This is a genomic window from Ureibacillus aquaedulcis (assembly GCF_030418165.1).
Classification (GTDB): domain Bacteria; phylum Bacillota; class Bacilli; order Bacillales_A; family Planococcaceae; genus Ureibacillus; species Ureibacillus aquaedulcis.
Genome location: NZ_JAUHTQ010000002.1, coordinates 43,160 through 55,417 on the forward strand (window position 1 = coordinate 43,160; position 12,258 = coordinate 55,417).

Consider the following 12,258-nt stretch of genomic DNA (forward strand, 5'->3'; position numbering starts at 1 on the left):
AATAGGGGGAGTACAATAATGGCAAGCAACTTACACAACAGCCGTTCTTCATTTGATGTTAATGGTAAGACATATAACTTCTACCGTTTAGCTGCAATCGAAGAAGCTGGCGTAGCAAACGTATCACGCCTACCTTACTCAATTAAAGTATTATTAGAATCTGTATTACGTCAATTTGATGATTATGTAATTAAAGAAGAACACGTAAACAACTTAGCGAAATTTGGTGCTGGTGCCGATGCAGAAGGTGAAGTACCATTCAAGCCATCACGTGTAGTATTACAAGACTTCACAGGGGTTCCGGTAGTAGTTGATTTAGCGTCTTTACGTTCAGCTATGAAAGAATTAGGCGGAAATCCGGATAAAATCAACCCGGCAATTCCAGTTGACCTTGTAATTGACCATTCAGTACAAGTTGACAAATACGGTAATGCATCTGCATTACAAACTAACATGGATCTTGAGTTCGAACGTAACGCAGAACGTTACAACTTCTTAAAATGGGCTCAAACTGCATACGATAACTTCCGTGCTGTTCCTCCAGCAACTGGTATCGTACACCAAGTTAACTTAGAATATTTAGCGCCAGTAGTTCACGTAAAAGAGAACGAAGATGGCACTTTTGAAACTTTCCCGGATTCAGTAGTTGGTACTGACTCACATACAACAATGATCAACGGTATCGGTGTTCTTGGATGGGGTGTAGGTGGTATCGAAGCTGAAGCAGGTATGCTTGGCCAAGCGTCATACTTCCCAATTCCAGAAGTAATCGGTGTTAAATTAACTGGTGATCTTCCAAACGGTGCAACTGCAATGGACTTATCATTAAAAGTAACTCAAGTATTGCGTCAACGTGGCGTAGTAGGTAAGTTTGTTGAGTTCTTCGGTCCTGGGGTTTCTAAATTACCATTAGCTGACCGTGCTACAATTTCAAACATGGCTCCTGAATATGGTGCAACATGTGGTTACTTCGCTATTGACGAAGAATCATTAAACTATATGCGTTTAACTGGTCGTGACGAAGAGCACATTGCAGTAGTTGAAGCTTACTTAAAAGCTAACAACTTATTCTTCGATCCATCATTAGAGCCTGTTTACACTGATGTATTAGAAATTAAATTAGAGGACATTGAACCAAACCTTTCTGGTCCAAAACGTCCACAAGATTTAATTCCTCTTTCAGATATGAAAGCTCGCTACCATGAAGCAGTAACTGCTCCAATGGGCGTACAAGGCTTTGGTTTAACAGAAGATGAGTTCGCTAAAAAAGCTACAGTTAAATTTGCAGATGGCGATGTGGAAATGCCAACAGGTGCTGTAGCAATCGCTGCAATCACTTCTTGTACAAACACATCTAACCCATACGTTCTTTTAGCTGCTGGTTTAGTTGCGAAAAAAGCAGTTGAAAAAGGTATCCAACCACCAGCATGGGTTAAAACTTCTTTAGCACCAGGTTCTAAAGTAGTAACTGGTTACTTAGAAGAGTCAGGTCTACAAAACTATTTAGACCAAATCGGCTTCAACACAGTAGGTTATGGTTGTACAACATGTATCGGTAACTCTGGTCCATTACTTCCAGAAATCGAAGAAGCAATTAAAGATAAAGATCTATTCGTAACTTCTGTACTTTCTGGTAACCGTAACTTTGAAGGTCGTGTACACCCACTAGTAAAAGCTAACTACTTAGCATCACCACCACTTGTTGTTGCTTATGCTTTAGCGGGTACTGTTGATATCGACCTGCAAAAAGATGCTATCGGCACTGACAAAGACGGTAACGCTGTATTCTTCGCTGATATCTGGCCAACAACTGAAGAAGTGAACGAAGTATTAAACCAAGTAGTTACTCGTGAATTATTCCAAAAAGAATATGAAACAGTATTCACAGCTAACGAAAAATGGAATGCAATTGAAACATCAACTGAGTCTTTATACACATTTGATGAAAAATCAACTTACATTCAAAACCCACCATTCTTCACTGGTCTTTCTAAAGAGCCTGGCGCAATCCAAACACTTGAAGGATTACGCGTAATCGCTAAATTTGGCGACTCTATTACAACTGACCATATTTCACCAGCAGGTGCGATCGGTAAAGATACACCAGCAGGTAAATACTTGCAAGAAAATGGTGTAGCAATCCGTGACTTCAACTCTTACGGTTCTCGTCGTGGTAACCACGAAGTTATGATGCGCGGTACATTCGCTAACATCCGTATCCGTAACCAAGTTGCTCCTGGTACGGAAGGTGGATTCACTACTTACTGGCCAACAGGAGAAGTTGAGTACATTTACGATGCTGCAATGAAATATCAAGAACAAGGTACTGGATTAGTAGTATTAGCTGGTAACGACTATGGTATGGGATCTTCTCGTGACTGGGCTGCTAAAGGTACATTCTTATTAGGAATTAAAACAGTTATCGCACAAAGCTATGAGCGTATTCACCGTTCAAACCTTGTAATGATGGGTGTATTACCACTTCAATACTTACCAGGTGAAAGCGCTGATACATTAGGATTAACTGGTAAAGAAGAAATCTCAGTAAACCTAACTGATGATGTAAAACCTCGTGATATCCTGACTGTAACAGCTAAATCAGAAGACGGAACTGTAAAAGAATTCCAAGCTCTTGCTCGTTTCGACTCAGAAGTTGAAGTAGACTACTACCGTCACGGTGGTATCCTGCAAATGGTTCTTCGTGCAAAAGCAGCTGAATAATTATTGCTAAATAAAACCGATAAGTTCCTTTGAACTTATCGGTTTTTTGGCGTTGATAAGACTTCAAATTTCCCAAAATTATCCTCCATTTTTGCAATTTTGTAAATATTAACATAAATAATTGGAAAGCTTATAGATTTTTAGAAATATATCGTTTAGAATATAATAAAATTATATTTATTTCATAATTTTAAATAATTTTCCTGGAGGTTTTATTTGAATGAAAGTTTCTAAAAGTAGCAAAATCTTTATAGCAACCGCAACAACCGCAGCCCTAGCTTCTTCCGTGCTAGTTGTTACTCCCCAGCAAACTCATGCTGCAAGTCCATTCAAGGACGTTTCTACATCAAATACTCATTATGAATCTATTTTAAAATTATCAGAATTAGGTATTATTAACGGTTACAAAGATGGTACATATAAACCCAATGCGGATGTTACACGCGGACAAGTTGCACAACTTTTAGCGAAAACACTTAAACTGGATACAGAAAATCCAAAAGATCCTGGTTTTAAGGATGTAACAAAAGCTAATAGCTATTATGGTGCAATTGCTGCTTTAAAAGAAGCGAAAATCATCGATGGCTATCAAGATAAAACTTTCAAAACGAATGAAAAAATTTCCCGAGCTCATTTAGCAAAAATGATCTCGACTGCACTGAAAATCTATCCAAAGAATAGTGAAGCATTACCATTTACAGACGTGAAATCGTTAAACGATGAAATCAAAGCACTTTATGATTTCGGAATTACACTTGGTACTTCCAAAACAACTTTCGCTCCCAATAAAAAAGTAACACGCGGGGAAGTAGCATCCTTCCTTCATCGTGCTCTAAATGTATATGAATCATCATTCTCTTTATCAATTATGCACAGCAACGATACACATAGTGCTGTCGAGATGGCACCAAAACGTGCAGCTGCAGTAAAAGAACAACGCGCTAAAAGTCCGGAAGCATTACTGCTCGATGCTGGTGACGCGAACACAGGTACACTATATTACAATGAATTCAAAGGCCAAGCAGATCTTGCATTCATGAATTATATGGAATATGATGCAATGACATTCGGTAACCATGAGTTTGATGCAGGCTCCACTACGGAAGGCCATCAAGCTTTAGTGGACTTTGTTAATTCGGCTGATTTCCCATTCGTAAGTGCAAACGTGGACTTCTCGGGGGATGACAAGTTTACAGGTTTATTTACTGATTTAATTTCCAGCGAACCTGAGAACGGCAAAATTTATAACGGCATCATTAAAGAGGTGAACGGTGAGAAAATCGGTATTTTCGGTTTAACGACAGCGGAAACTGCCGATATTTCATCTCCAGGAAGTATTGCTTTCGAAAATTATATTGAGGAAGCAGAAAAAGCTGTCAAAGCCTTTGAAGGACTCGGAGTAGATAAAATTATTGCTCTATCCCACTTGGGTTATGATGACAATCCTGCTGTCGATAATGATATTATTCTAGCAGAAAGTGTTGAAGGAATAGACGTTATTGTAGGCGGTCACTCACATACAAGGTTAGACGAGCCGTATGTGGTAGATACGAATACAACAGGCGAAGCAAAAGACACAACGCTAATTGTACAAGCTGCCAATGCAAGCAGCTATTTAGGAACGCTTGATGTAACATTTGACAAAGAAGGCGCAGTTGTTGCATACAAGGGGGAATTGCTTGATCTTGGTGAATATACTGATGATCAAGGGGCACTTGAATTATTGAAGCCTTATAAGGAAAGAGTTGAAGAAGTTGGAAATGCGGAAATTGATGCTACAACAACTGAAGCTTTAGTAAGCCCACGTGTTTCTGACGAAGGAAATACTGAACAGCTAAGTGTTCGTAAAAATGAAACGGCTCTAGGTAATTTAATTACGGATGGAATGGTTGAAAAAGCGAGAAGCTTTACGGGTAAAGATGTAATAATGGCCGTTCAGAACGGTGGCGGTATTCGTGCTGCAATTAATGCAGGACCTATTACGGTTTCTGAAGTAATAACAGTTCTTCCATTCTCAAACACACTTGCTGTCATGGATGTGACAGGTGCCGAGTTAAAAGCAGCATTTGAAACTAGTGTCGGTGTATATCCTAATGAGAACGGTGGATTCTTGCACGTATCGAAGGGCGTAAAAGTACAATTTGACTCATCTAAACCTGCTGGAGAACGTGTTGTAAGCATCGCTTACACAGATGCAGAAGGCAAGGAAGTAGTGCTTGAGGATAATACAACTTATACAATTGCCACAAACGCATTTACTGCCAAGGGTGGAGACGGTTATGATATGTTCGCTAAAGCATATGCAGAAGGCCGAGTAACTGACTTAGGTTTATCAGACTGGGAAAACTTTAAAGAGCATCTAGAATCCATCGGTACAATTACACCGACAATTGAAGGTCGTATTGTAGACGTAGCAGAATAATTCAATTTCAAGAAGATTCGATCTACAGTGATTTGTAGATCGGATTTTTTTCTTTTTCAGCAACTATTATTTTATGAGTAGATTTAACCATTATTTCAGGAAATTTACATCCTATTAATATTTTAGTTGAAATATATATCTACTATTAATAAAATAGTAAATACATAATGCTTTATTCTAAATAATACGGGAGGAATTATGGATAATAGATATAGTATCTTAGCGAAGTTTCGAGAGGGGCATTATTTTTACTTAAACTTCAATAATCCTAAAATCTTAGATTGTTTAGAACTAGTTCCTCCACCCCAAGGTCTGTTGGCACTTGCAGAGTGGCCGATCTATAAGCACGCGGAAATCGAGTTTTTTGTTGAATTGATTAATGGCAATATTCAATACTACCACTTGAAAGACCGACGAACAAAAGTAATGAAGACTATCAAATTTGATCAGACTGAACTGGATAACAACTAATATATATCGTAGGTTTAAGATGTATTAACGATAAGAAGAGGTACCACAAATGTGATACCTCTTTTTTTTACCATTCAATTTTGGCGATTATGCCTTCATCCTCATGCAGTTCCAGCATGATTCTGGCAGAAATGGCATCCCTGTTCACTACTTCCTCAATATATAGTCGAATCGCCGTGATGAAATTGACGGTATTATAAAACTCCATTTGACCATTTACATAAGCTTCAGCAGTGTAACCAGCTGCATCATCATACATTAGCTCCACTTCAACATCTGTTGGCTTGACTTGCTTAAATTTTGCATGGAAATAACATATTGCATTTATGATCTCCTGCTCTGATAATGTCATCTTTTCCAATGGTCCGTTACCTCTTTGTCCTTTTTGCGTTTCATCATTTGAACTATTTTCATGCAAATGAAGACAATGAAAATGATGGCAGCTGCATTAATTGCAAAACCTAGTATATTGCCAAGGAGACCCATATCAGAGAATAGGCTGCCAAATAGCAAGCCTGCAAGTCCACCGATAAATAAGCCCCTCATTAGACCGCCGCTAGTAAATCCACCTTTTGAAGTAGTGGCCGTTGATTTATTTGTAGTCGTTGATTTGTTAACAGTTGAATTAGAGCCGGAATCATTATTTCGAATATTGTTATTCGATGTACCAGGACTTGTGTTATAGCTTTTCTTACCTGATTTGTATGATTTTGCTTCGACAGTTTGCACATGGTCGAAAAAAGGAATAGCTGTGCCGACACTTGAGAACGCTAAAGTAACGGCGAATAGGATTGCTGCAAGTTTTTTCATCAATTTATAACCCCCATCCGAATTAACACAAATTCCAATTGTGTTATATACTATCATTATATCAAAATATGAAATAATAAAAAAATATTTGCTACTCCACGTGAGTTCCTAGATATATTTTGGGATTCAAGGCTAGTTTCTATGCAATAAGATTTTGGGGGAATTACTAGTAAATCTTCCATTTTGCTAGATGAGAAAGTATGATAGTAAAGGAAAATAAATCTAGGCATCGTGTAATGATGAAAGGAATGAAATGAAGTTGAAAGATGCACGTTTTAAAATTGCAAATAGAGAAGCGCTGATAGGCGTTGTCCTGGTTATCATAAATTTTGCCATTTGGTTCGGTTTTGCATATGGACTCGGCTCAGGAGATCCAACCCAATATGACATGATTTTTGGATTCCCGGCTTGGTTCTTCTATAGCTGTATAGCAGGGACTATTTTTATGATCATCCTTATTTGGATAGCAATCAAAGTCTTCTTCAAGGATGTCCCGTTCGATGATAAGGAGGAGGAAGTATGATTCATTGGCAAGTGATCCTTCCACTTTTTATCTTCCTGATTATCATTTTTGCAATTGGTTTTTGGGCAAATAAACAAGTGAGAAATTCAGATTCTTTCTTGCAGGAGTATTTTTTAGGCGGCCGGGAAATGGGCGGTTTCCTTCTTGCGATGACAATGATGGCTACTTATGGTAGTGCATCAAGTTTTATAGGGGGACCGGGAGTATCCTATAATTTAGGGCTCGGTTGGGTATTGCTCGCCATGGCGCAGTTACCTGCCGGTTATTTTGTCCTGATGATTTTGGGTAAGAAATTTGCTATTATCTCCCGACGCTATGAAGCCATTACTTTAATCGATTTCCTGAAAAAACGCTATAACAGTAATATTGTCGTATTAATTTCGGCGTTAAGTATTATCGTTTTCCTATTTGCTTCCATGACAGCGCAATGGGTTGGGGGAGCTCGTCTAATTGAGTCATTGACAGGACTAAATTACACGGTGGCCTTGCTTATTTTTGCTGTAACAGTACTGGTTTATGTGATTATTGGTGGTTTCCGGGCAGTAGCATTAACGGATGCTTTGCAAGGAACCATCATGATTATAGGTACAGTTATACTATTAGTGGGAACAATTATGGCAGGTGGGGGCATAGATCATATTATGGGTTCTCTTTTAAATGAAAACCCTCAGATGCTATCGCCATTCGGTTCAGATGGCTCGCTTACACCTTTATATGTATCCACTTTCTGGATTTTAATTGGCTTGGGGGTTATTGGATTACCTCAAATCGCTGTACGTGCGATGAGCTACAAGGATTCAAAAAGCTTGCACCGTGCAATTATTATTGGAACGATTGGCATAGGCACCATCATGTTCGGGATGCATTTAATTGGTGTCTTGGCACGTCCTGTAACGCCAGGTATTGAAATAGCAGATAAAGTAATGCCGACATTAACTCTGGAAGTATTGCCGCCGGTTCTAGCCGGAATTGTGCTTGCAGCTCCAATGGCGGCGATTATGTCGACCGTTAATGCACTACTGATGCTTGTGAGTTCAACTGTCGTAAAGGATGTATACCTTAATTTCATTAATCCGAAGGCGACGGACTCACAAATCAAAGCAAGAAGCTTCTGGGTGACAACCATTATTGGACTGGCTGTCGTGCTTTTTTCCCTGAATCCTCCAGAACTGTTGATCATGCTTAATCTATTTGCTTTTGGTGGTTTGGAATCAGCTTTCTTATGGGCAGTTGTCTTTGGACTTTATTGGAAAAAGGCCAATAAATATGGGGCCATTTCTTCGATGATTGTTGGGCTGGTCTTATATATCGCCATTTATCAATTGTCACCGAATATTTTTGGAATGCATTCAGTAACGATCCCAATCTTGGCATCATTGATAACTTTTGTTGTCGCCAGTATAGCTACTCAGAGCAAATCAACTATAGATTCAGCTGATTTTTAAATATTAATAAAATATTTAGTTTTTTGGTTTAATATGGTAAGGTCTTAAGTAATATAGATGGGAATTTCTTAATTGAGATGATCCACAAAAAAACAGAAAGGGGTCGTTTCAAAATGGCAAATGACATCAAAGCACAATATAATGGAATGATATTACTAACAGGATATTTACAAAGATTGTTCGTGGCTGAAACAATTTATCGACGTATTGGAGAGTCATATGATCAAGAGCGTTATGATAAGACGAAAGCGCTTTTCGATGAAGCCTTTACCATCATACCCGTTTTCGAGGAAACAAGAAGCCTGACAGCAGCACAAAAGATCCAGCTGCAATTAATAGCTCAGCAGACTGAAGAATTGATGAAGACCTACTTTAAGCAGATGCCATTAACATTTAAGCAAAAGCTAGCAATTGTCGGTTCTTCTCTCTATGCGGAACAACATGTAAACGCGGGTATTATACGTCTGGGCGAATTATTTAATATTGAAGTGAATAAAGACTTCCATCAACGTACCAAATTTTATGAACAACGTACGAAGATGATTGATTATCTTGTATTTGCTTATCACCATGGTGAAGAGCCGGAAGAACCGTTAAAGAAACCCATTGATCCATGGTTTAATGATGTCATGAGAAACAAGGATTTTATTTTAGGGGATTTTAAACAGGTTGCCCAACTACTAGATCTATAATAAAAAACAAAAAGCTGATTGGGGAAGGGTACCTTCTTCCAATCAGCTTTTAATTATTCAAAAAATACTTTTTCGATGTTGTATTTCGCGCGGAGTTTATTGATTGCATATGTTTCATAAATTTCCCGCTCCATTGGATCTTCCACTTCATACACTTCGATTTTATAAATTTCGTCCCGGTATTTCTTCATTGGAGAAACATTATCTTCAAAATGTTTTTTGATGCGTTGACGAATCTTACGGGCTTTTCCTACAAAGAGAACTTCGTTTGCTTTGTTATAGAAAAGGAAAAATCCACCATTTTCACGAGTGATTTTGTGGAAATCGATAAACCCGTGGAAAGGAGTAATCGGCACTTCACCATCTTTTAGTACTTGTTCGCGTTGATAGATGACAACATCTGGTTTTGGCAATTCAATTTTAATCAAAATAGTTCACGTCCTTCATATGAATAGAGTTTCATGCTACCATAAATGCCAATGAATTGCTATAAAGGAAACAACAATTCCATTTTTTCGTTTGTGCTTTCTTTCTATTATGAACAGCAGACGGAGCAGTTATAAATGCAATAGACGAAATTTGTTTAAGAAGAGCATTTTCACTAATGCTCTTATTTTTATTATATATAACAACCAATAAATCACACTTCTATAAATCAACTTACTTTTAATTTCATTAGGTTATTTTTTATTGATTTTGGTTACTATAGGAGAGGTTAAAAATTCAATTATCTCAGGAGGTAATTATGAAGGAAAAATTGGGTGTACATGAAAGACTAGAAATCCATGAGCTATTAACTTTCAAGACCCTATGTTTAACTAAATCAACAGCCATGGCCCCACTTGCACAGGATGAAGAATTAAAGCAATTGCTTACTGAAACATCGCAAATCGATAGAGAAAGCATTCAAGCACTACAAGGCTATCTACAATAGGAGGGCAAAACACATGACAAACAATCCAAACATGGGTGGAATGGGCGCAATAACTGATCAAGTAATTGCAACAGATTTACTTATTGCAGCAAAATCAGGAATTAAAAACTACGCACTTGCTCTTACGGAAACGGCAACACCAGAGGTAAGAGATACACTTAAAAATCAGTTGAATACAGCAATAGAGACACACGGGAGAATTACGGATTATATGATCTCGAAAGGGTACTACTACCCTGGTGATGTATTTCAACAATTGGATGTTGATTTAAAAGCTGCCGGAACTGCCCTAAACTTGCCGCAGCAATAATTTTCCGTTTACACTAAAACGGATTTTGTGTGAATTTGTGAAAACTAAGAGGCAGGAGTTCTCTTAGTTTTCATTCTCAACCTAACAAATGTAGGGATTAAAAATTACCATTCTAACATTTAAATCGAATGATTATGTTTAAAAGGAAGTATTGTTGGAAAGGATATCTTAGGTAACGCGATAGAAGTATTTTTTATAGTCCAAGCCAATTGGAAATTCCATATTATTCTTCCGAAGTAGCTCAGTGGTAGAGCAATCGGCTGTTAACCGATTGGTCGTAGGTTCGAGTCCTACCTTCGGAGCCATCCTAATATTTTGGCTTTAAGTGACTTTTAAAAAGCATAAGGTATCGGGCACATAGTGTTATCCAAACGGATAATGCTTTTTTTGTTTAAATTGAACTTGACCTGGCCATTGTTAACTTGGCAGGATTAAACGGTTATTAAATATCGAATAACGGCAAGCTTTATGGATAACATATAAATATTGCGAAAATATCTTTTATTGAAGAAATCTTGAGAGGTGGATGAAGGTTTATGGCGGTTTCAGAGCTTATATTAAGATTGTTCATTGCATTTTTCGTGTTATTTTTACTAACTAGAATCATGGGTAGAAAAGAAATAAGCCAAATGACTTTTTTTAATTTTGTTTCTGCCATTGCGATTGGGTCCATTACAGCAAGTTTGGCGGTTAGTGAAAGTCTGAGTATACGGAACGGAATAATAGCCTTGGTAGGGTGGGCAGCTTTCACCTTAATAATGGCGTTTGTCGATATAAAATCCAAGAATTTAAGGAAATACACGACAGGTGAGCCCATTATTGTGATTAAGGATGGCAAGATTATGGAACAAGCATTAAGGAAAACACAACTTGATATGGATTCATTGAATTCCATGTTAAGAGAGAAGGATGTATTTTCTCTAAATGATGTTGATTACGCAGTCTTTGAAACGAGCGGGAAGTTATCTGTCATGAAGAAAGAAAACAAACTACCCGTAACCAGAGGTGATTTAAGAATGCAAAATCAATACAAGGTTTACCCTGCAGCAACGGAAGTGATTTCAGATGGTGTGGTAAATACGAATAATCTTTCACGCCTGCAGCTAGATAAAACATGGTTAGAGCAACAGCTAAAAAATGTTGGCATCAACTCCATTGAAGAAGTATTTTTTGCCGAAGTTCAACCTGATGGCAGTCTCTACATCGATAGCAAAGATGATCAGATGAAGAATTGAGAGAAATTACCAGTAACGTATTTGGTTAAAGTGATTAGTTTAATACCATATCATATACGTACTCGACCATGTCCCAAAGTTCTTTTAGCAACCACAACACCGTAGAATTTACAAACTTTGGAATAGGTAACTTTGGTATGAATTCTACCTTCATAATACTTACCTCATAAATGTCGAGTTAAAATCCCTACTAATGAACATTTGTTAAGCTATAATAAGGATGAGGTGATCAAAATGTTTGTTAGTGAAAAACAAATCGAAATACGTTATGCAGAAACAGATCAGATGGGTGTGGTTTATCATGCAAACTACCTTGTATGGATGGAAATTGGACGCACCCAATTAGTGAAAGATGTTGGATTTAATTACGCAGGGCTTGAGGAACAAGGGTATATCTCACCCGTGTTGGATTTATCGATTCAATATAAAAAGGCTATGCGTTATGGTCAAACTGCTACGGTGAGAACTTGGGTAGAATCCCATTCAAAGTTAAAAACGGTTTATGGCTATGAAATTTTACACGAAGACGGTTCGCTCGCAGCGACAGCGACTTCATTACATACATTAGTTAAGAAGGATAGCTTCCGCCCTTATCCACTCAGTAAAGTAGACCCGCATTGGGATAAGAAATATCTAGAAATAGCTCATTCAAAAAATTAAGCATTTTTTTAAAGACTAGCCATTTCGCTGGTCTT

13 protein-coding genes and 1 tRNA gene are annotated in these 12,258 nt (G+C 37.8%); 11 read left to right on the top strand and 3 right to left on the bottom strand.

All coding sequences use genetic code 11. From position 1 onward, the window contains the following. Positions 1–15 precede the first annotated feature (15 nt). The 3 genes from acnA (at position 16) to QYB95_RS02870 (ending at position 5,614) form a co-directional block, all read left to right on the top strand. Positions 16–2,721 (top strand): aconitate hydratase AcnA, encoded by a 2,706-nt coding sequence (gene acnA / locus QYB95_RS02860; protein WP_301137043.1) that lies wholly within the window; start codon positions 16–18, stop codon positions 2,719–2,721. A 220-nt stretch (positions 2,722–2,941) separates the two neighbouring features. Next, positions 2,942–5,143 (top strand): 5'-nucleotidase C-terminal domain-containing protein, encoded by a 2,202-nt coding sequence (locus QYB95_RS02865; protein WP_301136588.1) that lies wholly within the window; start codon positions 2,942–2,944, stop codon positions 5,141–5,143. Positions 5,144–5,341: 198 nt separating this feature from the next. Next, positions 5,342–5,614: a hypothetical protein gene (locus QYB95_RS02870; RefSeq protein WP_301136589.1), complete on the top strand. Its 273-nt coding sequence runs from the start codon at positions 5,342–5,344 to the stop codon at positions 5,612–5,614. A 67-nt stretch (positions 5,615–5,681) separates the two neighbouring features. On the opposite strand, the gene QYB95_RS02875 is transcribed toward QYB95_RS02870, so the two are convergent. Together QYB95_RS02875 and QYB95_RS02880 are read right to left on the bottom strand one after the other, a co-directional pair. Continuing rightward, positions 5,682–5,966 carry a DUF2653 family protein gene (locus QYB95_RS02875; protein ID WP_425609174.1) on the bottom strand — a complete coding sequence of 95 codons (285 nt, stop codon included), beginning with the start codon at positions 5,964–5,966 and terminating at the stop codon, positions 5,682–5,684. After that, positions 5,963–6,424, bottom strand: a complete 462-nt coding sequence (locus tag QYB95_RS02880; RefSeq protein WP_301137044.1) for a hypothetical protein — start codon at positions 6,422–6,424, stop codon at positions 5,963–5,965. The genes QYB95_RS02875 and QYB95_RS02880 overlap by 4 nt, the downstream gene beginning before the upstream one ends. 259 nt (positions 6,425–6,683) lie before the next feature. On the opposite strand from QYB95_RS02880, the gene QYB95_RS02885 reads away from it, so the two are divergent. From QYB95_RS02885 to QYB95_RS02895, 3 genes are all read left to right on the top strand, one after another. Further along, positions 6,684–6,947, top strand: a complete 264-nt coding sequence (locus tag QYB95_RS02885; protein ID WP_301137045.1) for a YhdT family protein — start codon at positions 6,684–6,686, stop codon at positions 6,945–6,947. Then, positions 6,947–8,392, top strand: coding sequence for a sodium/pantothenate symporter (gene panF / locus QYB95_RS02890; protein ID WP_301137046.1), 1,446 nt, complete (start codon positions 6,947–6,949; stop codon positions 8,390–8,392). The genes QYB95_RS02885 and panF overlap by 1 nt, the downstream gene beginning before the upstream one ends. A 113-nt stretch (positions 8,393–8,505) precedes the next feature. Next, positions 8,506–9,084 (top strand): hypothetical protein, encoded by a 579-nt coding sequence (locus QYB95_RS02895; protein WP_301136591.1) that lies wholly within the window; start codon positions 8,506–8,508, stop codon positions 9,082–9,084. 53 nt (positions 9,085–9,137) lie between these two features. Here QYB95_RS02895 and QYB95_RS02900 read toward each other — a convergent pair whose 3' ends face one another. Next, on the bottom strand, positions 9,138–9,512 hold the full coding sequence (locus tag QYB95_RS02900) for a nucleotide excision repair endonuclease (RefSeq protein WP_301136593.1): 375 nt from the start codon (positions 9,510–9,512) through the stop codon (positions 9,138–9,140). Between the two features lie 317 nt (positions 9,513–9,829). On the opposite strand from QYB95_RS02900, the gene QYB95_RS02905 reads away from it, so the two are divergent. The 5 genes from QYB95_RS02905 to QYB95_RS02925 all read left to right on the top strand — a co-directional run bounded on the left by QYB95_RS02905 (position 9,830) and on the right by QYB95_RS02925 (position 12,223). After that, positions 9,830–10,018, top strand: a complete 189-nt coding sequence (locus QYB95_RS02905) for a hypothetical protein (protein WP_301136594.1) — start codon at positions 9,830–9,832, stop codon at positions 10,016–10,018. Positions 10,019–10,031: 13 nt separating this feature from the next. Further along, complete coding sequence (locus tag QYB95_RS02910; protein ID WP_301136595.1) at positions 10,032–10,328, top strand: spore coat protein; 297 nt, start codon at positions 10,032–10,034, stop codon at positions 10,326–10,328. 230 nt (positions 10,329–10,558) lie between these two features. Beyond that, positions 10,559–10,633 (top strand) — tRNA-Asn (locus tag QYB95_RS02915). Between the two features lie 231 nt (positions 10,634–10,864). Continuing rightward, positions 10,865–11,563: a DUF421 domain-containing protein gene (locus QYB95_RS02920; RefSeq protein ID WP_301136596.1), complete on the top strand. Its 699-nt coding sequence runs from the start codon at positions 10,865–10,867 to the stop codon at positions 11,561–11,563. Positions 11,564–11,797: 234 nt separating this feature from the next. Beyond that, the gene (locus QYB95_RS02925) at positions 11,798–12,223 is read left to right on the top strand and encodes an acyl-CoA thioesterase (RefSeq protein ID WP_301136597.1); all 426 of its coding nucleotides are present in this window, start codon (positions 11,798–11,800) and stop codon (positions 12,221–12,223) included. Positions 12,224–12,258 lie beyond the last annotated feature (35 nt).

Excerpts from the sequence above, each read along its gene's own strand:
- QYB95_RS02865 (WP_301136588.1), top strand. The coding sequence starts at position 2,942 with ATGAAAGTTTCTAAAAGTAGCAAAATCTTTATAGCAACCGCAACAACC.
- QYB95_RS02870 (WP_301136589.1), top strand. The coding sequence starts at position 5,342 with ATGGATAATAGATATAGTATCTTAGCGAAGTTTCGAGAGGGGCATTAT.
- QYB95_RS02875 (WP_425609174.1), bottom strand. The coding sequence starts at position 5,966 with ATGACATTATCAGAGCAGGAGATCATAAATGCAATATGTTATTTCCAT.
- QYB95_RS02880 (WP_301137044.1), bottom strand. The coding sequence starts at position 6,424 with ATGAAAAAACTTGCAGCAATCCTATTCGCCGTTACTTTAGCGTTCTCA.
- QYB95_RS02895 (WP_301136591.1), top strand. The coding sequence starts at position 8,506 with ATGGCAAATGACATCAAAGCACAATATAATGGAATGATATTACTAACA.
- QYB95_RS02905 (WP_301136594.1), top strand. The coding sequence starts at position 9,830 with ATGAAGGAAAAATTGGGTGTACATGAAAGACTAGAAATCCATGAGCTA.
- QYB95_RS02910 (WP_301136595.1), top strand. The coding sequence starts at position 10,032 with ATGACAAACAATCCAAACATGGGTGGAATGGGCGCAATAACTGATCAA.
- QYB95_RS02920 (WP_301136596.1), top strand. The coding sequence starts at position 10,865 with ATGGCGGTTTCAGAGCTTATATTAAGATTGTTCATTGCATTTTTCGTG.
- QYB95_RS02925 (WP_301136597.1), top strand. The coding sequence starts at position 11,798 with ATGTTTGTTAGTGAAAAACAAATCGAAATACGTTATGCAGAAACAGAT.